Source organism: Pseudorhodoferax sp. Leaf265, from assembly GCF_001422365.1.
Classification (GTDB): domain Bacteria; phylum Pseudomonadota; class Gammaproteobacteria; order Burkholderiales; family Burkholderiaceae_C; genus Pseudorhodoferax.
Map to the genome: position 1 here is coordinate 83,965 of NZ_LMMT01000038.1, position 24,101 is coordinate 108,065.

The following is a 24,101-nucleotide window of genomic DNA, read 5'->3' on the forward strand; positions in this document are numbered from 1 at the left end:
GATGTACCCGGGCGCCGCCGTGGCCGTCTTGGAAACCATGGACAATCGCCGGCTTTCCGTCTTCCGACGCCCTTGTCCAACCTCTCCAGGAGCTTGCCATGACCTACCCCAGCACCCAACTCTTCATCGCCGGTGAATGGCAGGACGCCGCCGACGGCCGCACGCTGGCCGTGTTCAACCCGTCCACGGGCAAGGAAATCGGCCGCGTCGCGCATGCCGGCATTCCCGACCTGGACCGCGCACTGGCCGCTGCGCAAAAGGGCTTCGAAGTCTGGCGCGACCTGCCCGCCATCGAGCGCGCCAAGACCATGCGCCGCGCTGCTGCGCTGATGCGCGAGCGTGCCGGCGAGATCGCCGCCATCCTGACCCAGGAAAACGGCAAGCCCCTGGCCGAGGCCAAGGTCGAGGCCATGGCCTCCGCCGACATCATCGAATGGTTTGCCGACGAAGGCCTGCGCATCTACGGCCGCATCGTGCCCTCGCGCGGCAGCCTGGCCGTGCGCCAGCTGGTCGTGAAGGACCCGGTCGGCCCGGTCGCCGCCTTCACGCCCTGGAACTTCCCGATCAACCAGGTGGTGCGCAAGCTGTCGGCCGCGCTGGCCAGCGGCTGCTCCATGCTGGTCAAGGCACCGGAAGAGACCCCGGCTTCGCCCGCCGCACTGATCAAGGCCTTCGCCGACGCCGGCGTGCCGGCCGGCGTGGTCGGCCTGGTCTATGGCAACCCGGCCGAGATCTCCAATTACCTGATCCCGCACCCCATCATCCGCAAGGTCACGTTCACGGGCTCCACGCCGGTCGGCAAGATGCTGGCCGGCCTGGCCGGCCAGCACATGAAGCGCGTGACCATGGAGCTGGGCGGCCACGCCCCCGTGATCGTCTGCGAGGACGCCGACATCCAGCTCGCCGTGAAGGCCGCCGGTGCCGCCAAGTTCCGCAACGCGGGCCAGGTCTGCATCTCGCCCACGCGCTTCCTGGTGCACAGCAGCGTGCAGAAGGAATTCGCCGAGACGCTGGCCACCTACGCGCGCGGCCTCAAGGTCGGCGACGGCCTGACCGAGGGCACCACCATGGGCCCGCTGGCCAACCCGCGCCGCCTGACGGCCATGGCCGAGTTCACGGAAGACGCGGTGAAGCAGGGCGCCAAGCTGCTGGTCGGCGGCGAGCGCATCGGCGACGCCGGCAACTTCTGGCAGCCCACCATCCTGAACGACGTGCCGCTGTCGGCCAAGGTCTTCAACGACGAGCCCTTCGGCCCCATGGCCGCAATCCGCCCGTTCGACAAGATCGAGGACGCCATCACCGAGGCCAACCGCCTGTCCTTCGGCCTGGCCGGCTACGCCTTCACGAGCTCGCTGAAGAACGCGCACATCCTGTCGCAGCGCGTGGAAGTCGGCATGCTGTGGGTCAACCAGCCCGCCACGCCCTCGGCCGAGCTGCCGTTCGGCGGCATCAAGGATTCGGGCTACGGCTCCGAAGGCGGCCCGGAGGCCATGGAGGCCTACCTGAACACGCGTTCGGTGTCGATCACCAACGTCTGAGCGTTCGCCCGGTGCCCGATACCCACAAGGAGACTTCGATGTTCCGCCGTACCTTCTGCAGCGCGCTCGCCGCCGGCGCGCTGGCCCCGGGCCTGGCGCTCGCGCAGGCCTACCCGAGCAAGCCCATCCGCCTGATCGTGCCGTTCCCGCCCGGCGGCGGCACCGACATCCTGTCGCGCCTGGTGGCGGCCAAGCTGACCGAGGTCACCAAGTGGACCGTGGTGGCCGAGAACCGCGCCGGTGCCGGCGGCACCGTGGGCATCGGCGAGGCCGTGCGCGGCGCGCCCACGGGCTACGACATGGTCATGGGCCAGAAGGACAACCTGGTCGTCGGCCCCTGGCTGTACAAGAACCTGCCCTGGGACCCGACGCGCGACCTTGTCGCGGTCTCCCACATCGCCTACACGCCGGTGGTGATCGTCACGTCCAGCACCTCGCGCTTCAAGACGCTGGGCGACGTGGTGGCCGCGGCGCGCAATGCGCCGGACACCATCACCTACGGCTCGCCGGGCAACGGCACCACCATCCATCTGGCCGGCGAGATCTTCAAGACCGCGGCCGGCATCAACATCCGCCATGTGCCGTACAAGGGCTCCAACCCGGCCATGATGGACGTGCTGGCCGGCAACGTGGACCTGATGGTGTCCTCGCTGCCCTCGGCCATCGGCCAGCTCAAGTCCGGCAAGCTGCGTGCACTGGCCGTGACCTCGGCCAAGCGCAGCTCCACCGCGCCCGAGATCCCGACCGTGGCCGAGCTCGGCTACAAGGACTTCGACGTCAGCACCTGGTATGGCCTGTTCCTGCCGGCGGCCACGCCCAAGGAGATCGTCGCCACCGTGCACAACGAGGTCGACAAGCTCCTCGCCATGCCCGACATGGTGGCCGCGGTCCAGGCGCAGGGCGCCGAGGTCCAGCGCATGACGGCCGAACAGTTCTCCGCGCTGGTCAGGAGCGACTACCAGAAGTGGAAGGGCATCGTCGAAGCTTCGGGCGCGAAGATCGAGTGATCGGGGGTGGCCGGCGTGCGTCCGGGCGCCCTCGGTCCGGGGTGGTGTCCGGCGCGCGGATGTTCCCGGCCATGCGGTTGCGGCGGCCACGCCGTCCGCGCGACGATGAAGGCCAGGCAGAGCAGATGGCAGGGAGCCACGGCCCCTAGAGGCCGCGGAACACCGACACCAGGTCGTCCACGGCGCGGGGCCTGCCGAACAGCGCGCCCTGCAGCTCCATGTGGGCACCGCCCTGCAGCGCGGCAAACTGCGACTCGGTGTCGATGCCATCGGCCCCGACCACGATGCCCAGTTCCTCGCACAGCACCGTCATCGCACGCACGATGGCGTCGCCGTGCGCGGCCGGCTCGCCTTCGCCCAGCATGGCGCGTTCGATCTTGACCTTGTCGAACGGAAAGCGGCGCAGGTAGCCCAGACCCGAATGCGTCGACCCGATGCTGGCCATGGTCAGCCGCACGCCCAGCGCCTTGCAGGCGTGCAGTGCGCGGTTGGCGTTCTCGGGGTGCGCCAGCAGGGCCCGCTCGTCCACCTCCAGCTCGAGCCGCCCGGGCGCCAGGCCGCTGCCCTGCAGCGCGCTGGCCACCCAGCCGGCGACCGCCGCACCATGGCGCGGCAGCGCCGCGGAGATGTCCACCGCGACCTTGGGGCAACCGGGCCAGCGCCGCATGTCCTCGCAGACGCGTTGCAGCATCCACTCCACCATCCGGCCCGACAGGCCGAGTTCGTCCAGCATGGCCGAAAACTCGCTGGCCGGTACCTGTCCGCGTTCGGGATGCTGCCAGTGCAGGGCCGCCGCCAGGCCGCTGACGCGGCGCTTGATCGGGTTCACGAGCGGCTGGTAGCTCAGGCCGAAGTCGCGTTGCTCCAGTGCCGCGCGCAGTTCCAGCTCGTTGCGCCGACGCGCCTGCATGCGCTGGTCCATCTCGGGCTCGAAGAAGCTGTGGCGCCCACGGCCTTCCTGCTTGGCCTTGTACAGCGCCATGTCGGCGTACTTGAGCAGATGCTCGGCGTCATGGCTGCCGTCCAGGATCAGCATGATGCCGACGCTGGCGCCGATGGTCACCTGGTGGCCGCCGAGGGCATAGGGCGCGCTGAGGGCCTGCACCACGCGCGTGGCCAGATCGGCGGCGTCGCTGGGCTGGCGCACATGTGATTGCACGATCGCAAACTCGTCGCCGGCCAGCCGCGCGACGGTGTCGTGCTCCCGCAGCAGCGTGCCCAGGCGTTCGGTCACGGCGCGCAGCAGCGCGTCGCCGATCGGATGGCCCAGCGTGTCGTTGACCTCCTTGAAGCGGTCCAGGTCGATGTAGAGCACAGCGCCCGGGTCGCCACGCGCGGCGCGGCGGATGGCCGCTTCGAGCCGGTTGCGGAATTCCACGCGGTTGGGCAGGCCGGTCAGCGCGTCGTGCAGGGCCATGTGCACGATCCGCGCCTGCGCGTGGTGCCGTTCGCTGACGTCCTCCAGCACGCCGACCCACTCCTGCACGCCGCCGCCGGCGACGGGGACGGCCGCACCACGCATGCGCACCCAGACCCATTGCCCGTCCTTGCCGGCGATGCGGAACTCCGCATCGACCTGCCGTGCCCCCTGGGACACGGTGGTCTTGAGCGCGTCGATGACCGGTGGATCGTCCGGATGCAGGCGGCTGCGCCACAGGTCGCCAAGCGCCTGCGCGTCGGGCTCGCCGGTCAGCATTTCCCAGCCATCGGCCGCCAGCATCTCGCCCTGGGGCGTGGCGCGCCATAGCACCACCGCACCGGTCAGGGCCAGCGTGCGGAAGCGCAACTCGCTCATCGCCAGCGCCTGCGCATTGCGGCGTTCGGCCTCGGCGCGTTCGTGCAGCGCGGCCTGGGCCGCCTCGATGCTCACGCGCATGGACTCGAATTCGGTGATGGCCGAAGCCGTTGCCGGTGCCTCGCCGGCCGGCGGCGCAGCCTCGCCACCGGCCTGCGCCACCGCCAGTGCGTTGCGCGCCAGCGCCCGCGCCGGCCGCGTGATGCTGCGCGCGATCCACAGCGCGGCCAGCAAGGCCGCCAGCAGGCCCAGGGCGCTGCCGGTGGCCAGCTGCACGAGCGGCTGTTGCCAGCCCTGGTCGAACACGCTGATGGGCTCGCCGATCACGACGACCCAATCCGGCGTGGAGGCCAGCGTTTCGAAGGTCAGGATCACGCTGCCGCCTTCGGCGGTCACGGCCTGGAACTGGCCGCGCGGGGCGTTCACGGCCTTGAGCCGCGTCCAGCTCGGAACGGGCCGTCCGACGAAGCGCTCGGTGTCGCGCGAGCGCGCGACCAGCAGCCCGTTGCCGTCGGTGACGGCGATCAGCAGGCTGTCGTCGTTGCGGCTGCGCTGCGGCTCCAGCTGGATCAGGTGCTCGGCGGGCAGCACCAGCGACAGCACGGCCTGCTCCTGCCGGGAAGCCTTCAGCGCCAACGACAGCGCCACTTCCGGCGCCGCATGGCCAGGGCGCGTGAACAGGTTGGACAGCACCACGCCCTTGCGTTGCAGTGCATCGCGCACCACCGAATGCGGCAGCTCGTCGCTGTGCACGGTGGGTGGCTGGCCGGCGCCGGCTTCGCGGGCGGCGGAGACCACCAGCCGGCCCTGGCCTGCGCCATTGCTGTCGACCCAGCGCCGGGCCTGTTCCAGGGCGATGCCGCCGCTTTCGAGGCCGCGGGCCATGGTCTGCAGCAAGGCGGCGCGGTTGGCCAGGTCACCTTCGATCGATTGCGCCAGCGCGCGCGTGGTGTCGGCCAGGCGCATGGTCGAGGCGTCGCGGTGGGCATTTCCGGACTTCCAGATCGCGAACACGGCCGTGGCCAGCGCAGGTGCCAGCGCCACGACCAGCAGCAACAGCAGCATGGTGCGCAGGCGTGCGGTGCGTGCGGCCGGCGGAGAAGCTTGGATGTGCGGCGCGTCGCGTGCGGCTGTCATGCTGGCCCCTGGGACATGGAATCCCAGCAAAGATAGCAGGTGTGCGGGGGCCGACGCGTGGCCACCACCGCCCGGTGCCGCCACCGCCCACCCCGGCCGTGCGCGCAGGCCCGCGTCTGCCCGCTCAGGCTGCGGCCCGCTCCTGCTCCTGCAGGCCGCGGACGATCTCGCCCAGGCGCCGCAGGCCCGCCTCCAGCGCCGGTGTCCACGGCAGGCCGCAGTTGATGCGCACGTAGTGGTCGCAGCGCGTGGTGTTGGAGAACAGCGTGCCCGGCGCCACCAGGATGTGCTCGCGCAGTGCCGCGTCGAACACCGCCACGGACGACAGCGGCCTGGGCAGCTCCACCCACAGCTGCAGCCCGCCGGGCGGCAGGTTCAGCCGTGTGCCGGGTGGAAAGTGCTGCGTGACCGCTTCGGCCGTGCGCTCGCGCTGCGTGCGCAGGCTGGCGCGCAGCTGCCTCAAGTGCCGGTCGTAGGCGCTCGAGGCCATGAAGCCGCCGGCCGCCCACTGCGCCAGCGCCTCGTTGCTGCGCGACTGCGCGTACTTGAGCATCTCCACGCGCGCCTGCCAGCGGCCCGCGCTGATCCAGCCCAGCCGCAGCCCCGGCGCCAGCACCTTGTGCAGCGAGGCGCAGTGGATGATGTTGCCGCTGCGGTCGAACGACTTGAGCGCGCGTGCCGGCGCCGGCGCGTCCAGCAGTTCGCTGTAGGTGTCGTCCTCGATGAGCGCGATGCCCTCTTGTTCGCACAGCGCTGCGAGCCGCGCCTTGTGCGCATCCGGCATCACGCTGCCCAAGGGGTTCTGCAGGTGCGGCACCACCACCACGGCCTTGATGTCGCGGTAAGCCGCGATGGCCAGTTCCAGCGCCTCGATCGACAGGCCGGTCTGCGGACTGGTAGGGATCTCCAGCGCGCGCATGCCCAGCGTCTCCAGCACCTGCAGCAGGCCGTAGAAGGTGGGCGATTCCACGGCCACCGTGTCGCCGGGCTGGGCCACGGCGCGCAGCGCGAGGTTCAGCGCCTCGATGCAGCCGTGCGTGGGCAGCACCTCCTCGGGCGACAAGGCCATGCCCACGCGCACGGCGCGCTGGGCCACGGCCTCGCGGAACGGCGTGCGCTCGCGCGAGGGCGTGGCCTGCGTCAGCAGCTCGGGGTGCTGGCGCAGCGCCCGCGTGACCGCGTTGCGCATGGCCTCGGCCGGGTACAGCGCGGGCGCGCCGCGCGCCGTCGACAGGTTCAGGTGCACCGCGTGCGAACGACGCTGCGTGACGAAGGCCGACACCTTCTCGTGGATGCCGACGAACTGTGCCGGGTCCGGCGCGCGGTCGGTGGCCGGCTCCTCCATGGGCACGATCTTCAGGCGCCGTGGCCGCGTCACGAAGTAGCCCGAGCGCTCGCGCGCCTCGGCCCAGCCCTCGCTTTCAAGCAGGCGGCAGACCTGCAGCGCGGTGGACAGGCTCACGCCGTGCAGTTGCATGAGCTCGCGCAGCGAGGGCAGGCGGTCGCCCGGCTGCAGCGCATCGGCGCGGATGGCCTGCAGGTAGTGCTCGGCGATCTGGCGGTAGCGGGGCGTGGAAGGCATGGCGCGGTGGAACTCCGGCGCGATCTTGCAGCGCGGCCTGGCGGCTGAACAGATGCAGATGGCGGGGCATAAGACCATAACAGATGGCTTCCCGGTGTGGCTGTTCCGGTTCAGATGGACGGCGCCTGTGCCTGTTCCGCAAGGCACGCCCTGCCTACGATTTGCCCATGTTTTGATTCCTTGCCGGAGCCTGCCATGAACGCCACTTCCCATCTCCACACCACCACGCCGCTTGCCGCTGGCGAGTGCCTGCACCTGCCGGTGGACGCCGGCACCGTATTGGTGGCCACGCGCGGCGCGCTGCGCATCGAGGAGGCGCCCCGCTGGCTGGCGGAGCGCTGGGTGCCGGTCAGGCTGCGGCTGGACGAAGGCCAGTCCTACCGCGTGGAGCAGGCGGGCTGGCTGCGTGTGCACGCCCTGGGCGATGCGCAGCTGGGCCACGTGCTGGCCCGGCCGCGGCTGGCACGGCTGCTGGACCGGCTGTTGCGCCGGCGTGGCACAAGCCGGCCGGCGGTCTGCTGATCCGCCGTCACTGCCACATGGCGGCCATGGTCCGCACGATGGGCACGTAGTCGACCACGGCTTCGGTCCGCGGACGCTGGCCGCCATAGGCCTGCAGCGCATGCGCGGCCGGGTCGGGGCAGTCCGTGCAGGCCTGCGTGGCCAGGACGGCCGTGGCCAGGGCCAGCGCGCGGCATTCGTCGCCCAGGGCCTGCGCCAACGCCGCGTCGTCCTGGCCGAGCGGGCGCCACGCCGCGCCACCGACCCCGGCCGCGACCAGGCGCCGCACCGTGGACGGCCGGATCTGCGCCGGCCCGAGCGAAAGCTCCGGCAGGCGGCCCGTGAGGGCGAGCGTGGCCCGGGCGAGCGCCCATTCCAGCGTGCGGTGGAGCGCGTGGCGGTTGAACTTCTCCACGGCCACGGCGGCGATGGCCAGGTCGCCGGCCTGGTGGAAGGGCAGGGGCGGTTGGACCTGTGCGCCGGCCGCTTCGTCCTGCGGGACGCTGGCGCAGCCCCGGACTTCGGGCTGGAGCGACAGCGCGTAGAGCGGCCGCTGCGTGACCGGGTCGGTCTGCACGCTCGCGCGTGTCAGATAGCCCGAGCGCAGCAGGATGTTGGCCGCCACCAGGCTGCGGGTGTCGGCCACGCGGTCGGCGTCGGGCTGGTCCGGGATGCGGCCCTGTGCTTCCAGGCCTTGCACCAGCACCGGCAAGGAGCGCTGCCCTTGGTCCTCGGGCGTGGACAGGTCCAGGTACTGCGCCACCGGCACGCACAGCGTGGCCGCCAGCGCCAGCGCGCCCAGCACCAGCGGCATGCGCAGGGCGCGCCGGCCGTCGGCACTCAGGGGTTCGTGGATGCGGGCCATGGCTTCAGCCCGTCAGCAGCTTCATGGCGCTGGCCGCCAGGCCCGAGTTGAACAGCCACAGCGCGCCGACCCTGGAGAGCTCCTTGATCGACACCGAGGCCGTACCCGGCGGACTGCCCTGCCAGTGTTCGTGCAGGTAAATCGCCAGCAGCAGGCCGAGCAGGCTCACATAGCCGAAGCCCAGCATGTACAGCACGTAGAGGCCGAAGAACACCGGCTTCAGGTGGGCCACGGCGGGGTTGGCCATCAGGTCCCAATAGACCATGGCCGGCCAGGCCGACAGCAAGGCCGCGAAGAAGCCGGCCGCGAACAGCGTGGGGCCGAACTGCCCGCGCACGCGCCGCACGAAGCCAGGCCGCGGGCCCTCGGGCCGGCCGCTGCCCGGGCGCCAGCGCAGCGTGCACCAGAGCCCTGCGGCGAGACCGACCACCAGCGGCGCAGCCGTCTTGCCGAGCGCAGACCACAGCAGGTTCTGCGGGCTGCGGTCGGCGAACAGCGACTGGAACGTGAAGTAGAAGTCCGTCGGGACCACCAGCGCCAGCAGGCGCGACAGGGACAGCGTGCCGAACACCGCCACCGCGAACAGCGGCGCATGCAGTTGCGCGAATGGAACTCTCATGGCGGCGTCCCTCCCGGAATGCGCGATTGTGAGGGCACCGCCGGCGCCGTGGCGGGCACCGGCCACCAGAAGGTGCCTCGCCGGGCAAGGTGTGACAGGGCTGGCCTCCTGCCGCGCGCGCCCGTCCGGCGATGCCTTCATCGTGCGTGACTGGTCGCGCGCGTGCGAGGTCCTGCCGGGCTGGGCTGGTCGGCCGGGCAGGCGGCGGGCCAGTCGATCTCGGGCGGCGCGCAGCGCGGGGCAGGGCAAGGGAGTCGAATTCACCGTGGGCCTGCCCTGGCAGCGCCCGGAGCCGCTGCCGCCCGCGCCGGTGTAGGCAGGACTTCAGCGGAGCTTGCGCAGGCTGGACAGCGCGACCTCGCCCTGCGCGGTCGAGAACAACGGGTCGGCGCCCGGCCCCTGACTGCCCTGGCTCTGGGCCACGCCCGAAATCGCCAGCTGGCCGGTGTCGTACTGCTGGACCGAACCACCCTGGCGGATCGCCAGGCGCTGTTGCTGCGGAAAGAACGCGTACTGCAGCCCGTTCTGTGCGCCGGTGCAGGACGGATCGGCCAGGCCGTCGGGCCACCAGGCGTCGTCGGGCTGCATCGGCTGCATGGGTGCCATGGGTTGCATGGGTTGCATGGGCTTCATCGGTTCCATCGTGCGCTCCTGTGCTTGCAAGGCTTGCAGTGTGCGGGGCACGCGGCGCGCGCATGTCGGGGCCGTGCCGCTTGCCGCGTAGGCAAAGCGCGCCAGCGGCCCGTGCCTATTCCAGCACCAGCACCTCGTGCACATCGGTGGCGGCATCGCCGCCCACGCGCGTGCCACCGCCGAACACATGGATGCGGTTGCCCACCGTGGCCGCGCCCAGGCCATGGCGCCGCGTGGGCAGGGGCGGCAGCGCCGCCCACTGGTCGGTGCCGGGCGTGTACACCCAGCAGTCGGCGAAGACCTTCTGCTCGGGCACCCACTGCTCGCCGCCGAACACGTAGAGCCGGCCGCCCCAGGCCGCCGCCGCCAGGCCCCCCTGGGCCTGGGGCATGGGTGCGCGCGTGGTCCAGCGGTCGCTGGCGGGGTCGTACACCTCCAACTGCGGCACGTTCACCTGGCGCAGCGTGCCATCGGGCTGCGGCAGGGCCTGGCGCCCGCCCACCACGTACAGCCGCCCGTCGATGACGGCCGAGGCGGCGCTGTTGCGTGCCGTGGGCGCGTCGGCGATGGATGACCAGCGGCCGGCGGCCGGGTCGAACACCAGGCCGCGCGCCGTGTCCACATGGGCGTTGAAGTGGCGTGCGTCGGCCGTGGCGCGGACGCGCCCGCCCACCACGTAGATCTTGCCGGCGACGGTGGCGGCCACACCTTCGGCATTGGGCGCCGGCAGGGCCACGCCGTCGCGCCAGCGGTTGGCGGCGGGGTCGTAGACCCAGGCCGAGGCCTGCGCCTGCCAGTTCGGGAAGCCGCCACTGAAACCGCCCACGCCGTAGAGCAGCCCGCCGGCTGCCGCCAGCGCGATGTGGTGGCGCGCCTCGGGCAGCGTGGCCAGCCGCGTCCAGCGGTCGGTGGCGGGGTCGTAGGCCTCCAGGTGGGCCGAGTAGCCGGTGTTCGGGCTCAGCAGGCCGCCGGCCACGTAGATCCTGCCGTCCAGCACCTCGGGGTACAGCTCCTGCCGCGCCAGCGAGGCCGGGGCGGCGGTGGTCCAGCGCGGTGCGGTGTCCTGCGCGGTGGCGGGGCGCAGCATGGGCGTGGCGGCAAGGGCGGTGGCCAGGCGCAGGGCGTCGCGGCGGCGCATGGCGAAGGTCGGGGCGAGTGCGTGCATGCCCTGCATCGTAGGCAGTGGCGTGCAGAACACTAGCCGCACAATGCTGTACAGATTCATTAGCCTATGTGAACAATGGCCAAGCCTGCCCTGAGCGACCTCGAAGCCTTCGCCGCCGTGGCGCGGCACCGCAGCTTTCGCCGCGCGGCGCTGGAGCGCGGCGTGTCACCCGCCCTCGTCAGCCAGACCCTGCGCCGGCTGGAGGAGCAGCTGGGCATGGTGCTGCTGCGCCGGACCACCCGCAGCGTGGCGCCCACCGCTGCGGGCGAGCAGCTGCTGCTGCAGCTGGCGCCTGCGCTGGACCAGATCCGCGACGCGGTGGACCGCGTGAACCTGCACCGCGAATCGCCCATGGGCATGCTGCGCATCAACGCGCCGGCGCCCATCGCCCAGTTCCTGCTGGCGCCGCTGGCGGCCGACTTCCTGCGCGCGCACCCGCATGTGGAGATGGAGATCACCGCCGACGCCGCCAGGATCGACATCGTGCAGGCCGGCTTCGACGCCGGTGTGCGCTTCGAGGGCGACCTGGACCAGGACATGGTGGCCGTGCCCATCGGCCCGCCGCAGCGCTACGCCGTGGTGGCGGCGCCCGCGTACCTGCTGAACCTGCCGCCGCCGAAGCGCCCGGCCGACCTGGCCGACCACGCCTGCATCCGCCGCCGCTTCCAGGGCGGCAGCATCTTCGTGTGGAGCTTTCGCAAGCATGGCGAAACCGTGCGGGTGGACCCGGCCGGCCCGCTCACCGTGAACGACGCGCAGATCGCCGTCAATGCCGCCGTGGCCGGCGTGGGCGTGGCCTACGTGCACGAGCAGTACGCAGTGCGCGAGCTGGCGGCCGGCACGCTGGTCCGCCTGCTGGAGGACTGGTCGCCAGGCCTGGGCCGGCCGTTGCTGTACTACCCGCGCCAGCGCTATGTGCCGTCGGCCTTGCGGGCGTTCATCGACTTTGCGAAGGCGCGGGGTGGGGGGGCGGTGGTGGGGTAGGTGGGGCTGGGGAACGGCGATCGGTCATCCGTTGCGCCGCAAGGCCACCACGCTCCACCACACACCGTCGCGCCCCAGCACGTCGCCGCGCGTGCCCTGGTGGTGGCAGGTGAAGCCGTGTTCCGCCGCCAGCGCAATGGTCTCCTCGGCCGACACGTCGAACATGCGGCGCTGGTCCGGCACCGGCCCGTGGCGCAGGGACATCACCACCTGGCCGCCATGGGCCACGAGCTGCGCGAGGGCCGGCATGCCGGCCGCCCGCTCGGGCGCATCCAGGTGCATCCAGACGGCGGTCAGCAGAACCAGGTCAAAGCGCCGGCCCAGCGCGCGCACGCGGTGCAGGTGCGGCAGATGGTCGTCCACCCAGGCGAGGCCCAGCGCGGCGTGGCGGCGCTGGCCTTCGGCGCGCAGCTCCGCCGTGGGCTCGACAGCCGTCACCTGGTGGCCCGACAGCGCCAGCGCTGCGGCGTCGCGGCCCGAGCCGGCGCCGATGTCCAGCACGTGGCTCGGCGTGGTGGGAAACAGGTGCAGCACGTCGCGGTGCAGGTCGGCGAACGACAGGCTTTCGTACTGGTCGGCCAGGGCGGCCGCATGGGCGCCGTAGCCGGCGGTGCCGGGGATCTGGATCATGGTGGCGGATGGTCGCATGGTGGAGGGGCTGATCGTCCGCTGGCTCCCGCTCGGCGCGCACGCATGCGGCGATTGTTCAGCGCGTGGAAACGATGCTTTGCCCGGTGCCCGGTTTTTCTTTCGGGGTGCGGCTTCCACAATTCAACCCATCGATGAGACGCACGCAAGACGACGGCTCATCGAGGACGGGGACGGAAGGTCCGGCCCCGCCGACATGAGCAGTCGCAACCGTCACTTTCAAAGGAATCCATCATGAACAAGTTCATCGCCTCCGCCCTGATCGCCGCCGCCGGTTTTGCCGCAGCCCCCAGCTTCGCTGGCGACAACATCAGCGGTGAAGTCGGCTACGTGCCCCAGGTGAGCAGCGCCAAGAGCAACCTGACCCGCGAAGCCGTGCGCGCCGACTACCTGCAAGCCCAGCGCAACGATGCGCTGCCCGAACTGGGCGAAGGCGCCGACGTGGGCGCCGTGGCCAGCGCGAAGAGCACCCTGTCGCGTGACGCCGTCCGTGCCGAAGCCGTCTACGCCGTGCGGCATGGGCAGCTGGTGGGCGGCGAAGTCTGAGAGGCTTCCAGCGCTCTGCGATGAAACCGCCTTCGGGCGGTTTTGTCGTTCTGGGACGCACCGTCTCTGCGCGGCCTGACTCGGAGGCCTGTTTCGACAGCCGATTGCACCGATTCATTCCACTGGCTGCTCCTCGTGAGGCAGAGTAGAAAACCAGGGGGAGTTCCGATGACGATGCTACAAACACCACGTCCACCCCGAGCACGTCCCCATGAAGCTCCCCCTCAACCTGCCCCACCTGCTGCGCCTGCGCACCGTGGAGAGCGAGCGCATCGAATAGAAGGCCGGCTGGAACCCCGACCCCATCCTGCGCACGCTGTGCGCGTTCGCCAACGACTTCGCCAACCTGGGCGGCGGCTACCTCGTGATCGGGCAGGACTGCGACGCCGATGGCCGGCCCGTGTTTCCGCCCGTGGGTCTGGACGAGAGCCGGATCGACAAGATCCAGCAGGAGCTGCTGGCCGCCTGCCAGCTGATCCAGCCGCCGTCCTTCCCCGCGCTCAGCGTGGAACAGGTGGAGGGGCGCCACCTGATCGTGCTGCAGGCTCCCGGCGGCATGCACCGCCCCTACAAGGCCCCGGCTTCTGTGACGGCCAAGCACAAGACCTGGCACTACTACATCCGCCGCTACGGCAGCACCGTAGAGTCCAAGGGCGCCGATGGGCAGGAGCTGCTGAGCCTGACTGCCAACGTGCCCTGGGACGACCGGCTGACGCAGCAGGCGCGGGTCGAAGACCTCTCGCGCACGCTGATGCTCGACTACCTGCGCGAGGTGGGCAGTGCGCTGGCCGACGACGCGGCAGCCATGCCGCTGGAAGCGCTGGGCCGGCAGATGAACGTGGTGGGCGGCTCGACCGAGGCGCCCTGGCCCAAGAACGTCGGGCTGCTGTTCTTCAATGAAGCGCCCGACCGCTTCTTCCCCTACACGCAGATCGATGTCGTGTGGTTCCCCGAAGGTGCAGGCGGCGACCGCTTCGAGGAGAAGATCTTCAAGGGCCCCCTGGCACGCATGACGCGCGAGGCGCTGGGCTACATCCAGCGCAATTTCCTGACCGAGACCGTGCAGAAGCACCCCGACCGGGCCGAGGCCACGCGGGTCTGGAACTTCCCCTACGTGGCGATCGAGGAGGCGCTGGTCAACGCCGTGTACCACCGTGCCTATGAGGAGCGCGAGCCCATCGAGGTGCGCATCAGCTGGGAGGAGTTGGTGATCCTGAGCTTTCCGGGTCCGGACCGGTCGATCCGCCTGGAGGACTTCGAGGCCGGGCGCGCGGTGAGCCGGCGCTACCGGAATCGCCGCATCGGCGAGTTTCTGAAGGAGCTGGATCTGACCGAAGGGCGCAGCACGGGCGTGCCGAAGATCCTGAAGGCGATGGCGGCCAACGGCTCGCCGGCGCCGCTGTTCGAAACGGATGACGACCGGGCGGCGTATGTGATCCGGTTGCCGGTGCATCCGCTGGCGCGGGTGGACGAGGGGGCCGCCACGGAAGTCACCCCGGAAGTCACCCCGGAAGTCACCCCGGAAGTCACCCCGGAAGTCACCCCGGAAGTCGGGCGGCTTGCCGCTGCAATGCGGCAAGGCGACGAACTGTCGCGTCAAGCATTGCAGGACGCCCTTGCATTGAAGGATGCAGAGCACTTTCGCAAGACATATCTGCTGCCCGCGCTGGTGAGCGGTGTGGTCGAGATGACGTTGCCTGATACGCCGCGCAGCAGCAAGCAGCGTTACCGCCTGACGGCCCAGGGGCTGCTCTGGCTGGGCAGGACGCGCGAGGGCGGCTGATGCTGGATCAGCGCCTCGCGCCAGCGTGGCGGCATTGCGGCCCGAGCCAGCCGGTTCTCAGCTTGCGCCCGGGTCCAACCTGCGCCCGAACGCCCCGTCGCCGCTCACGCCCACGATCAGCCGCTGCGTCGCGCGTGTCGCCCCCACATAGAACAGGCGCGCCTCCTCCTGCTCGTCTTGGTCCGGCGCGGGCATGTGGCCCACGCCCGCCATGGCCACGACCGGAAATTCCAGCCCCTTGCTCACGCGCATGGTCATCACGGTGACAGCGTCGGCGTCGGGTCGGAAATCCCCGGCGCGCTTGCGCAGCTGCATCGGCAGGCCGCGCCGCCGCAGCGCCGATGCGCAGGTGTCCATGGCCGCGTAGTCGCGGCACACGATGGCCATGTCGCTCCAGGCATGCCCTTCGCCGTCGTGCAGGCTGCCGAGCAGGTCGGCGATGCGGTGCGCCTCGTCCCGCAAGGTGGGCAGGCGGATGAACACCGGCTCCGCGCCCTCGCGTCCGCACGACACGGGCTGCACCAGCGGGATGCCGTCTTCGTCCTTCTCGTCGGGGCTCAGCAGTTCGGCGGCGATCAGGCTGGCCGTCTGCAGGATCTGGCGCGTGTTGCGGTAGTTGATCTTGAGGATCGTGGTGCGGCCCTGCGCCTGGATGCCCACGCTCTTGAAGCTGAACTGCCGGCTGCGCTGGCGCTCGTAGATGCTCTGCGCATCGTCGTAGAGGAGCAGCAGGCTGTTCGTTTCCGGGTCCACCATCTGGGTGACCAGGCGCAGCCACTGCGGCGCGAAGTCGTGGCCTTCGTCGATCAGGATTGCCCGGTATTGACCCGACGGGATCTGCCGCCGGTCCACCGCGCGGATGACGCCCTCGACCATCGCGTCGAACAGGGCCGGCCCCTGGCCCGGCAGGGGCTGGCCGAAGGCCACCAGCTGCTGGCGGCACCACTTGTGGAAGTGGCGCGCATGCACCAGATCGCCAAGCCCGCGCGCCTGCATCATGGCCGCCAGCTTCACGGCCAGCGGCTCGTTGTAGCAGAGCACCAGCACGGGCTTGCTGCCCGGGCCGGCCGCCTTGGCCAGGTACTCGGCCCGGTAGCCCAGGATCATGGTCTTGCCCGAGCCCGCCACACCGTGGATCACGCGGTGGCCATCGCCCAGCGAGCGTGCCAGCTGCTCCTGCTGCAGATCCATCACGCGCAGGATGTCGGGCAGCTGGGCCTGCGCATCCTGGTCGTCGAACAGCATGCCCTGGGTCTGCACGCGCACCTGGGGAAACATGATCCAGCGCACCCGGTCGATCTGCGGCAGCGAGAGCACGCGCGACCCGAAGGCATGGGGAAACATCGCCCACAGCCGTTGCTGGAACCGCTCGGCGTCGTCGCCCTCCAGCATCTCGTCCGCGCAGATGACGAGGTGCGGCTCGATCGCTTCGCCCAGGCCGGACGACTCGAACTGCCGGCGCGTGATGCGCGTGAACACCACGCCGTGGCCCCACGGAAACGCCAGCTTGCCCTGGTGCGGGCCGCCGGCCTGCACGAGCTGGGCGTCGCGCTCCAGCGCGTTGACGACCTGGATGGCGCAATGCCGGGCCTGGGCCAGCGGGTTGATCACGGTCTTGGGTCGGCCGTCGGCCAGGATGTCCCAGCGCTGGGGCGTGGCGCTCTGGATGGTGTCCAGCCGCCAGTCCTTGGTCTCCAGGATCAGCAGGCCGCGCCGCGGGTGCAGGACGACGAAGTCCGGGTGCGTCTGCTTCGGGCCGATGGGCACGTCGTACCAGAGCAGGTAGTCTTCATCGAGTTGCTGCTCCAGGCGCTCGGCGAGGCGGCGCTCGCCGCTGGTCATGCGGGGTTTGCAGGAGCCGAGGGAGGGGATGAGGGTGGCCATGGCGGGCGCCTTACACGGTTCGGCTTCTCGCCAAGCAGGCTTCAGCAGCGACATGCCTGCCGGTAGCTTTCAAGCGCCGGGGTGCGGCGGTGGTCCTGCCGTTACGCATCCGGCGCTTTCTCACCGTCCTGGATCAGCGCAGTCAATTCCGTTTCGATTTCTTCGACGGTCGGCAGTTGTGACTGCACCGACAAAGGAATGTCCTTGGTGATGAATGAACTCACGCCCATGGGCTTGTGGATATCTCGCAAGGCGTACTCCACGTCCAGCTTGTCCTTGTCCTTGCACAGAATCAGGCCGATGGTCGGTTGGTCGTCCGCTGCGCGCAACTGGTCATCGACCGCCGACAGATAGAAGTTCAGCTTGCCCACGTACTCCGGTTTGAATGCGCCCGCCTTCAGTTCAAGGACCACATAGCACTTGAGGCGCGCGTGGTAGAACAGCAGGTCGAGAAAGTAGTCTCTGCCATTCACCACCAAGGGATACTGCCGACCCAGAAAGGCAAAGCCTTTGCCCAGCTCCAGCAGGAAGCGTGTGATCTGGGCCACCAGCTGGTTCTCGATGTCCCGCTCCACCGCCTGCGGGGCCAGCGTGAGGAAGTCGAACACATACGGGTCTTTCAGGCTTTGCTGTACCAGCTCCGATTGGGGTGCCGGCAAGGTCTTGGCGAAGTTGCCCACGGCCTGCCCCGCGCGCTCGTGGAAGCGTTGCGCAATCTGCCACTCCAGCACCGTGCGGCTCCAGCCGTGCTCGGTGCAGGCTTGTGCGTACAGCAACACTTGCTCCACCGACTTCACCTTGGACAGCAGGGTGCGCACATGGCCCCAGGGGATTTGTCCCACAGGCTGTGGGACGATTCCAAACTGCGGACTGAAGAAGGCATAGAACTGCCGCATCGCAAACAGGCTGGTGCGCGAGAAGCCTTTCATGCCGGGGTACGTGGCCTGCAAGTCCAGCGCCATCTGCTCGACCACCGCTGAGCCCCAGGCGCGCTCGCGCTGCAAGACGTCCAGCTGTCGGCCGATATCCCAGTACAGACCCAACAGCTCGGCGTTCACGGCCAGCACGGCCCGGGTCTGCGATGTCTGGATGCGCTGCTTGATGGCGGCCAGCGCCTGGCGGTAGTCGGTGTGGCGAGTGATCTCGGTCATGCCGTCAAGCTCCGTCCTGCTGCCAGACACGCGCGGACCCGATGCGTCGATACGGGGCCGCGCGCCGTGGGGTGCAGGTCAAGTGTTCTTGTGTCGATGTGTTGGTGCAGGGTGGGGCAGCTGCGCGCTGCAGCTTTTGTCGGCATCGCGCGCCGCCGAAGCGGGGGCGTGCCGCTCTGAATCGTGTCCAGCCGGCAGTCCTTGGTCTCCGGGATCAGCAGGCTGCGCCGCGGATTTAGGACGACGAAATCCGGGTCCGTTTGCTTCAGGCCGACGGGCACGTCGTACCAGAGCAGGTAATCCTCATCGAGTTGCTGCTCCAGGCGTTCGGCGAGGCGACGCTCGCCATTGGTCATGCGGAGTTCGCAGGAGCCTACGGAGGGGACGAGTGTGGTCATGCCAGCGGACCTCACATAATGTGTGCGTTGCGCCGGCAAATGTGAAGATGCAAAGTGGACTTTCTCTCTGCAGGCTTCGCGCTTCAGTGGGATTGCTCAGTGCCGCAGGCGCCAATGAATTTCGGATTATGACATTCCGCCAATTTCGCAGCAATCAGAAAATTCCAATACAATTGCCACTGATGGGACAAAGGGTTAACCGGCATGGTTGGATATTTGTGGCATCCCGGGCGTCGAGGGATGAGGTAATTTTACTGCGACCCAGAGTATATGAGGGAAGCCTTGCGTATATCTTCATCTTTATCGGCGCCTCCAAGGTCGATCATTTTAAATTCGTGGACTTTTCTGGCTGCAGTGTATTGACTTAGATCAAGCATGTAGGCTTCGAAAAGCTCGCCTGACGCTCCTTTTTTCAAGGTTACTCTTGATTTAACCGGATGCACCAATCGCAAGTCAATCAGTTGATCGATTGATTCTCGAACCGGTCCGACAAGTTTCTGAGAAACCAGGAAGACATTGCATTTTGATGTTTCGGTGCAAAAATCAACCAGCGATTTGAATTCGTCCTCGAGTATTTTTCGCTCAGAGTCTGTGTCCAGTTTAAACTCTTCCTGCTTCAGGGGTGAGTAGTCGCCAGTAGCAAGATTCACATCCTCCGCCCCAATTTTCGGTCCGCGATGATGGCTTTTGTCACGATTTCTGGCTTGATTAATTGAGTTTGCAAAAATCCCGATGAAGTCACGCGTGACTCCACCCGAGGCAATTATTAATCGATCAATGGCCGTAGGGTTGAGCAACCCGGATATGGTGAGTGGAGGCGTCTCATCGAGGAGATTTGTAAGTATTTTCCTTAGAAAGTCCCGAAGGGTTCCGTACTTCTCCAAAGAGATATCTAGGTTTATCTCTTTGGCATCGTCGCCTAGCTTTACACCGATCGGAGGGTCGGAATGTTCATACCATTGCGTTCTGTGCTTAATCGTCCCGATCTTTAGCCACAAATTGCATCCCTTGGCCATCCTGTGGAAGTAATCAATAACTTTAGCTTGATCTGATCTTCGAATATGGTAGAGATCGTCGAGCATCAGAAATGCAGCACCATCCGAAAGCACTGATAATTGGAGAAAAAACTCCTTGAAGCGAAGGATGTTCTGATGTAAATACTCCACCTTGTGTGAAACATACTTTGACTGTTCTTCCGTCTCTTCAGAGTCCTTGACGGCAATATTGGCTTTCGCCTTTATGCTTGCGCCAGGAATTCCACCATCTGCTTCAGCATTCAGCTCGGATGTCTGGTCGCCCGATTTTTTCTTTGTTTTCTGCTTTTCACTCGATTCGGGTTCCCGGAGCTGGTCCTCGAGATCTTTTATTAGCCGCTTTAGGGCGTCCGATAGTTCTGCTGTCTTATTTTTGTTGAATGGGGCTCGTGCTGGCTTAGCCTGAAAGATCTTGAGCCAGAAAGATTTTTTGCTGGCTGGGGCAGTTGCTGCTTCAACTAGCCATTTATTAAACTCTTGTAAGCTTTTTATCAAGACGCTGATGAGTACGTCGGGGTAGGTATGCCCCTTGAATGTTTCCATGTCGACGAAAGCAATTGGCCGCCGGTCAACCGTAAAATCAGCAACTGATTTTCTTAACAGACTCGACTTTCCAGAACCACGCCTGCCGAAAATCATGTGATGTTGCTTTGATTTTGCACGTGACAACACGCTGGGGGCGGGCTCAATGAATCTCTTTGCGCCCTCAGGAGTGGCTCGTGTCACCTCTTCGCACAGCACCAAAAGCTCATCTACAGCACTTAGTTCAAGTTGAGAACTTCTTTCGACAATTTTGGTTTTTGCCATATTAATTTATAGGTTGTTCGCAGCTCGTTTACTAGGCCGCTGTGGCCCTCCTGAGGGCGAACGCCGGGCCATCATACAAAGACACGAAATGTCTCCATCGCCTAATTTCTACAACGCAGCGCGGCGTAGCAGATCCAATCCGCCTTATGCGATACGCGTGTGGGTCCGTGGTCCTTCAACGGCTCCCTAGTGACGACCACCAAACATCCCCTCAATCTCCCCCGCATACGCCTTGTAAACACTCGCCCTTCGCACCTTCATCGTCGCCGTCACCTCCCCATCGTCGTGGTCCAGCTCCTTGGTCAGCAGGTGGAAGCGCCGGATCTGCGCCACCTGCGCCAGTCGCGCATTCCCACGGTCGATCTCGGCCTGCACCAGCTCTCTGACCTGCGGCAGCTCCACCAGCGACCGAAAGTGCGTGAACGCCAGCCGCTGCGCCTCCGCCCACTTGCCCACGGTCTCGTAGTCGATCTGCACCAGCGCGGCCACGAACTTGCGGCCGTCGGCCACCACGATGCACTCCTTGATGAAGGGGCTGCCCTTCATCTGGTTCTCGATCTCCGACGGCGTGAGGTTCTTGCCGCCGGCCGTGATCATGATGTCCTTGAGCCGGTCGACGATGCGGATGTGGCCATCGGCGTCCTGCTGCACCACGTCGCCCGTGTGCAGCCAGCCGTCCTGCACCGCGGCGGCCGTGGCCTCGGGGCTCTTGTAGTAGCCCGCGAACACCATGTCGCCGCGGATCTGCAGCTCGCCCTGCTCGCCGATGCGCGCCTGCACGCCCAGCGTGGGCGGCCCCACGGTGCCGGTGCGCAGTTGGTCCACGGCCTGGCCCGTCACCATGCCGCTGGATTCGGTGAGGCCGTAGACCTCCACCAGCGGCACGCCCAGCGTGCGGAAGAAGCGCACCACGTCGGGCGGGATGGGCGCCGCACCCGTCAGCGCCACCTTGGCCGCGCGCAGGCCGATGAAGTTCTGCAGCGCGCGCAGCATCGTCCAGTAGGCCAGCGCAAAGCGCGTGCGCTCGGCCAGCGTCCACTGGCTGCGCGGCTTCTCGGCCAGCGGCGCGCCGGCGCCCATGGCGCGTGCGTAGAGCGCACGCTGCAGCGGGCCGGCTTCCTGCATCTTGATGCTGATGGCCGCGTGCAGCTTCTCCCAGATGCGCGGCACGCCCAGGAACATGCTGGGCGCCACCTCGCGCAGGTCTTCCTGCACGGTGCGGATGGATTCGCCGAAGTGCACCTGCGAGCCCAGGTACAAGGGCACGAAGCAGCTCAGCATCTGCTCGGCCACGTGGCACAGCGGCAGGTACGACAGGTGCGTGGTGGCACCGCTGAGGCCCAGCCGGTCCACGATGCCGGGCACCACGCCGCGGATGTTGCGCCACGACAGCATGGCGCCCTTGGGCGCGCCGGTGGAGCCGGATGTGTAGATCATCAGGCCGATGTCGTCCAGCGTCTGCGCGGCCAGCGCCGCGTCGATGCGGGCCAGGCCCTCGCGCGCCTGCACTTCGGCGCCCAGGCGCTCCAGCTCGGCGAACGAGACGATGCGCGCGCGCACATCGGGCGGGTAGCTGGCCAGGCCCTTGGTCTCCACCACCACGATGCGCTGCAGGCGCGGCAGCTGGGCCTGCGCGGCGAGGATCTTGTCCAGCTGCTCCTGGTCTTCGCAGACCACCACCTCCACGTCGGCATGGCCCACCACGTAGGCCACCTCGTTGCTGGGGCTGGTGGGGTACACGCCCACCGTCACCGCGCCGACCAGGCCCGCGCCCATCTGCGCCAGCACCCACTCCACGCGGTTCTCGGAGATCACGCCCAGGTGGCCGCCCGTCGGCAGGCCCAGCGACGCCAGGCCCAGGCCCACGTGGCTGGCGCGGCGCAGGTAGTCGGCCCAGCTGATGGGCTGCCAGATGCCGAAGTCCTTCTGCCGGATGGCCACGCGCGCGCCCTGGCGCTGCGCCTGCTCGCGCAGCATCTGGGGCAGGGTCTTCTCGGGCAGGGCAGGGCCGTTCACGACAACCACCTCTTGCGGCGCTTGTAGTGCTTGAGGTCCTTGAAGCTGCGGCTCTCGCCGCTGCCGCCCACGCCCAGGTAGAACTCGCGCACGTCCGGGTCGGCCGCCAGCCGCTCGGCGCTGCCGTCGATCACGATGCGGCCGCTCTCCATGATGTAGCCGAAGTCGGCCACGGCCAGGGCCACGCTGGCGTTCTGCTCCACCAGCAGCATGGACACGCCGCGCTCGGCGTTGATGCGCGCGATGATGGTGAAAATCTCCTCCACCAGCATGGGGCTCAAGCCCAGCGAAGGCTCGTCCAGCAGGATCAGTTGCGGGTCGGCCACCAGCGCGCGCCCGATGGCCAGCATCTGCTGCTCGCCGCCCGAGAGGTAGCCGGCCAGGCCCTTGCGACGCTCGTGCAGCCGGGGGAAGTAGGTGTAGACCGCGTCGAAGTCCTTGGGCGCGGCTTTGCGGCCGGTCAAAGCGTAGGTGGCAGCCACCAGGTTCTCTTCCACCGTCAGGTCTTCGAACACGCGGCGGCCTTCCATCACATGGGCCAGGCCGCGGCGCACCAGCTGGTGGGCGGGCTGCGCATCGGTGGCCGCGCCGTCGAAGCGGATCTGCCCGGCCTGCAGCTCGCCGTCTTCCATGGGCAGCAGGCCGCAGATGGCTTTCAAGGTGGTGGACTTGCCGGCCCCATTGCTTCCCAGCAGCGCCACGATCTGCCCGCGCGGCACGGCCAGCGACAGGCCGCGCAGCACCTGCACGACCTTGTTGTAGACCACCTCGATGTTGTTGACTTCGAGGATCGCGCCGGCGGCTGCGGTCATGCTGGCTTTAGAGCTTGATCCAGTCGGAAGCGGCCACCATTTTTTGGGCCTTCATGTCGGCGCGGTACACGCGCCCGACCGGGATGGAATTGCCGCTGATCGTGATCGGCGTGCCGATGATCCCGCCCGTGTCGAAGTCCTTGATCGTGTTCAGCGCGGCCTTCAGGTTCTTGCCGTCCAGCGGCTTGCCGGCGTCCAGCGTGCGCTTGGCGGCCTCGGCGAACAGCATGGCCGTGAGGAAGCCCTGGATGTAGGCCGTGCTCTGGTACTCGGGCCGCAGCGCGCGGATCTTCTCCAGCATGGGCGCCTTCTCGGTGTCGTAGTAGTAGCGGAACGGCATCACGCCCATGAAGCCGTCGCCGGCCTCGCCCATCTTCATGACGGTGGAGCTGTCCATGGTCCAGAAGGTGCCCATCCACTTGCTGGTCATGCCCTGCTGCTTGCCCTGCTGGATGAACTCGGGGATGGGCGCGAGGATGTAGCCGTGGAAGATGGTGTAGTCGGGCGCGGCGCGGCGCAGCTTGATGACCTCGGTCGACACGTCCACGCTGCCGGCCGGCGTCATGATCTTCACGGGCACCGACAGGCCCAGCTTCTTGGCCGTGGCCTCGCTGGCCTCGATCGGGTCGCGGCCGAACTCCGAATCGCTGTAGACGAAGGCCACCTTGGCGCCCGGCTTCTCCTTGGCGATGTGGTTCAGCAGGATGCCGAACATCTCGGTGTAGTCCGGCCCCACGAGGAACTGGTTGGGGTACTTGGCGGGGTTGTTCAGCTCGCTGGCAAACGACGCGCCGGCCATCAGCATCTGGCCGCTGCGGTCCAGCTCGGGGTTGATGGTCTTGGCGAAGCCGGTGGAGTCGCCGTAGTACAGGTTGACCTTGTTCTGGCTCGTGATCTTCTTGAAGGCGGCCACCGACACGTCGACCTTGTAGCCTGTGTCCTCCGGCACGTAGCGCAGCTTGCGGCCCTTGATGCCGCCTGCGTCGTTGACCATCTTCACGTAGTCGGCGATGCCGGCGTTGATGCCGATGCCGGCGAACGCGAACACACCGGTCATGGGGATGGATCCGCCGATGACGATGTCCTCGCCCTGGGCGCGCGCCAGGCGCGGCATGGCGCCCGCGACGAGGGCGGCGCCGCCGGTCAGCACCAGGGCGCGGCGGCGGGTGGAAGCGATGGCTTGTGCAGCACGCATG

At 68.0% G+C, this 24,101-nt stretch carries 19 protein-coding genes and 1 pseudogene; 6 read left to right on the plus strand and 14 right to left on the minus strand.

Going from position 1 to position 24,101, the window contains the following annotated elements:
* The first annotated feature begins 98 nt into the window (after positions 1-98).
* Both ASF45_RS27485 and ASF45_RS27490 read left to right on the plus strand, forming a co-directional pair.
* On the plus strand, positions 99-1,538 hold the full coding sequence (locus tag ASF45_RS27485; RefSeq protein WP_056671187.1) for an NAD-dependent succinate-semialdehyde dehydrogenase: 1,440 nt from the start codon (positions 99-101) through the stop codon (positions 1,536-1,538).
* Positions 1,539-1,576: 38 nt separating this feature from the next.
* The gene (locus ASF45_RS27490) at positions 1,577-2,545 is read left to right on the plus strand and encodes a tripartite tricarboxylate transporter substrate binding protein (RefSeq protein ID WP_056671188.1); all 969 of its coding nucleotides are present in this window, start codon (positions 1,577-1,579) and stop codon (positions 2,543-2,545) included.
* Positions 2,546-2,690: 145 nt separating this feature from the next.
* On the opposite strand, the gene ASF45_RS27495 is transcribed toward ASF45_RS27490, so the two are convergent.
* Entirely contained in the window at positions 2,691-5,477 is a 2,787-nt protein-coding gene (locus tag ASF45_RS27495; RefSeq protein ID WP_056671190.1) for an EAL domain-containing protein, read from the minus strand.
* 124 nt (positions 5,478-5,601) lie between these two features.
* On the minus strand, positions 5,602-7,059 hold the full coding sequence (locus ASF45_RS27500; RefSeq protein WP_056671785.1) for a PLP-dependent aminotransferase family protein: 1,458 nt from the start codon (positions 7,057-7,059) through the stop codon (positions 5,602-5,604).
* A 195-nt stretch (positions 7,060-7,254) separates the two neighbouring features.
* Here ASF45_RS27500 and ASF45_RS27505 point away from each other — a divergent pair, with 195 nt between their 5' ends.
* Complete coding sequence (locus ASF45_RS27505) at positions 7,255-7,581, plus strand: hypothetical protein (RefSeq protein WP_056671192.1); 327 nt, start codon at positions 7,255-7,257, stop codon at positions 7,579-7,581.
* Positions 7,582-7,588: 7 nt separating this feature from the next.
* On the opposite strand, the gene ASF45_RS27510 is transcribed toward ASF45_RS27505, so the two are convergent.
* From ASF45_RS27510 to ASF45_RS27525, 4 genes are all read right to left on the minus strand, one after another.
* Positions 7,589-8,425 (minus strand): hypothetical protein, encoded by an 837-nt coding sequence (locus ASF45_RS27510; protein WP_056671194.1) that lies wholly within the window; start codon positions 8,423-8,425, stop codon positions 7,589-7,591.
* Positions 8,426-8,429: 4 nt separating this feature from the next.
* Entirely contained in the window at positions 8,430-9,044 is a 615-nt protein-coding gene (locus tag ASF45_RS27515) for a hypothetical protein (protein ID WP_056671196.1), read from the minus strand.
* 324 nt (positions 9,045-9,368) lie between these two features.
* Positions 9,369-9,686: a hypothetical protein gene (locus ASF45_RS27520; RefSeq protein ID WP_056671198.1), complete on the minus strand. Its 318-nt coding sequence runs from the start codon at positions 9,684-9,686 to the stop codon at positions 9,369-9,371.
* 106 nt (positions 9,687-9,792) lie between these two features.
* Positions 9,793-10,842: a kelch motif-containing protein gene (locus ASF45_RS27525; protein WP_235581050.1), complete on the minus strand. Its 1,050-nt coding sequence runs from the start codon at positions 10,840-10,842 to the stop codon at positions 9,793-9,795.
* A 75-nt stretch (positions 10,843-10,917) separates the two neighbouring features.
* On the opposite strand from ASF45_RS27525, the gene ASF45_RS27530 reads away from it, so the two are divergent.
* Positions 10,918-11,826 carry a LysR family transcriptional regulator gene (locus ASF45_RS27530; RefSeq protein ID WP_056671201.1) on the plus strand — a complete coding sequence of 303 codons (909 nt, stop codon included), beginning with the start codon at positions 10,918-10,920 and terminating at the stop codon, positions 11,824-11,826.
* Between the two features lie 24 nt (positions 11,827-11,850).
* Here ASF45_RS27530 and ASF45_RS27535 read toward each other — a convergent pair whose 3' ends face one another.
* Complete coding sequence (locus ASF45_RS27535; RefSeq protein WP_056671203.1) at positions 11,851-12,456, minus strand: bifunctional 2-polyprenyl-6-hydroxyphenol methylase/3-demethylubiquinol 3-O-methyltransferase UbiG; 606 nt, start codon at positions 12,454-12,456, stop codon at positions 11,851-11,853.
* 252 nt (positions 12,457-12,708) lie between these two features.
* Between ASF45_RS27535 and ASF45_RS27540 the strand changes: the two genes are divergently transcribed.
* Complete coding sequence (locus tag ASF45_RS27540) at positions 12,709-13,020, plus strand: DUF4148 domain-containing protein (RefSeq protein WP_056671205.1); 312 nt, start codon at positions 12,709-12,711, stop codon at positions 13,018-13,020.
* 307 nt (positions 13,021-13,327) lie between these two features.
* Positions 13,328-14,803: a Fic family protein gene (locus tag ASF45_RS27545; protein WP_369802184.1), complete on the plus strand. Its 1,476-nt coding sequence runs from the start codon at positions 13,328-13,330 to the stop codon at positions 14,801-14,803.
* Between the two features lie 57 nt (positions 14,804-14,860).
* Here the strand turns inward: ASF45_RS27545 and ASF45_RS27550 are convergent, their stop codons facing one another.
* The 7 genes and pseudogenes from ASF45_RS27550 to ASF45_RS27575 all read right to left on the minus strand — a co-directional run bounded on the left by ASF45_RS27550 (position 14,861) and on the right by ASF45_RS27575 (position 24,100).
* The gene (locus tag ASF45_RS27550; RefSeq protein WP_200932225.1) at positions 14,861-16,687 is read right to left on the minus strand and encodes a DEAD/DEAH box helicase; all 1,827 of its coding nucleotides are present in this window, start codon (positions 16,685-16,687) and stop codon (positions 14,861-14,863) included.
* Between the two features lie 101 nt (positions 16,688-16,788).
* Positions 16,789-17,838: a YhcG family protein gene (locus tag ASF45_RS27555; protein WP_056671208.1), complete on the minus strand. Its 1,050-nt coding sequence runs from the start codon at positions 17,836-17,838 to the stop codon at positions 16,789-16,791.
* A 167-nt stretch (positions 17,839-18,005) separates the two neighbouring features.
* Positions 18,006-18,236 (minus strand): annotated as a pseudogene (locus ASF45_RS36690) (NERD domain-containing protein); the annotation flags it as partial.
* Between the two features lie 251 nt (positions 18,237-18,487).
* Positions 18,488-20,077 carry a hypothetical protein gene (locus ASF45_RS35640; protein ID WP_156473206.1) on the minus strand — a complete coding sequence of 530 codons (1,590 nt, stop codon included), beginning with the start codon at positions 20,075-20,077 and terminating at the stop codon, positions 18,488-18,490.
* Between the two features lie 186 nt (positions 20,078-20,263).
* Positions 20,264-22,054, minus strand: a complete 1,791-nt coding sequence (locus ASF45_RS27565) for a long-chain fatty acid--CoA ligase (RefSeq protein WP_056671791.1) — start codon at positions 22,052-22,054, stop codon at positions 20,264-20,266.
* 35 nt (positions 22,055-22,089) lie between these two features.
* Positions 22,090-22,905 carry an ABC transporter ATP-binding protein gene (locus ASF45_RS27570; protein WP_056671211.1) on the minus strand — a complete coding sequence of 272 codons (816 nt, stop codon included), beginning with the start codon at positions 22,903-22,905 and terminating at the stop codon, positions 22,090-22,092.
* A 7-nt stretch (positions 22,906-22,912) separates the two neighbouring features.
* Complete coding sequence (locus ASF45_RS27575; protein ID WP_056671213.1) at positions 22,913-24,100, minus strand: ABC transporter substrate-binding protein; 1,188 nt, start codon at positions 24,098-24,100, stop codon at positions 22,913-22,915.
* Position 24,101: the final 1 nt, after the last annotated feature.

Coding starts and splice junctions, on each gene's coding strand:
- ASF45_RS27485 (WP_056671187.1), top strand. CDS start 99: ATGACCTACCCCAGCACCCAACTCTTCATCGCCGGTGAATGGCAGGAC.
- ASF45_RS27490 (WP_056671188.1), top strand. CDS start 1,577: ATGTTCCGCCGTACCTTCTGCAGCGCGCTCGCCGCCGGCGCGCTGGCC.
- ASF45_RS27495 (WP_056671190.1), bottom strand. CDS start 5,477: ATGACAGCCGCACGCGACGCGCCGCACATCCAAGCTTCTCCGCCGGCC.
- ASF45_RS27500 (WP_056671785.1), bottom strand. CDS start 7,059: ATGCCTTCCACGCCCCGCTACCGCCAGATCGCCGAGCACTACCTGCAG.
- ASF45_RS27505 (WP_056671192.1), top strand. CDS start 7,255: ATGAACGCCACTTCCCATCTCCACACCACCACGCCGCTTGCCGCTGGC.
- ASF45_RS27510 (WP_056671194.1), bottom strand. CDS start 8,425: ATGGCCCGCATCCACGAACCCCTGAGTGCCGACGGCCGGCGCGCCCTG.
- ASF45_RS27515 (WP_056671196.1), bottom strand. CDS start 9,044: ATGAGAGTTCCATTCGCGCAACTGCATGCGCCGCTGTTCGCGGTGGCG.
- ASF45_RS27520 (WP_056671198.1), bottom strand. CDS start 9,686: ATGGAACCGATGAAGCCCATGCAACCCATGCAACCCATGGCACCCATG.
- ASF45_RS27525 (WP_235581050.1), bottom strand. CDS start 10,842: ATGCACGCACTCGCCCCGACCTTCGCCATGCGCCGCCGCGACGCCCTG.
- ASF45_RS27530 (WP_056671201.1), top strand. CDS start 10,918: ATGGCCAAGCCTGCCCTGAGCGACCTCGAAGCCTTCGCCGCCGTGGCG.
- ASF45_RS27535 (WP_056671203.1), bottom strand. CDS start 12,456: ATGATCCAGATCCCCGGCACCGCCGGCTACGGCGCCCATGCGGCCGCC.
- ASF45_RS27540 (WP_056671205.1), top strand. CDS start 12,709: ATGAACAAGTTCATCGCCTCCGCCCTGATCGCCGCCGCCGGTTTTGCC.
- ASF45_RS27550 (WP_200932225.1), bottom strand. CDS start 16,687: ATGGCCACCCTCATCCCCTCCCTCGGCTCCTGCAAACCCCGCATGACC.
- ASF45_RS27555 (WP_056671208.1), bottom strand. CDS start 17,838: ATGACCGAGATCACTCGCCACACCGACTACCGCCAGGCGCTGGCCGCC.
- ASF45_RS35640 (WP_156473206.1), bottom strand. CDS start 20,077: ATGGCAAAAACCAAAATTGTCGAAAGAAGTTCTCAACTTGAACTAAGT.
- ASF45_RS27565 (WP_056671791.1), bottom strand. CDS start 22,054: ATGCTGCGCGAGCAGGCGCAGCGCCAGGGCGCGCGCGTGGCCATCCGG.
- ASF45_RS27570 (WP_056671211.1), bottom strand. CDS start 22,905: ATGACCGCAGCCGCCGGCGCGATCCTCGAAGTCAACAACATCGAGGTG.
- ASF45_RS27575 (WP_056671213.1), bottom strand. CDS start 24,100: ATGCGTGCTGCACAAGCCATCGCTTCCACCCGCCGCCGCGCCCTGGTG.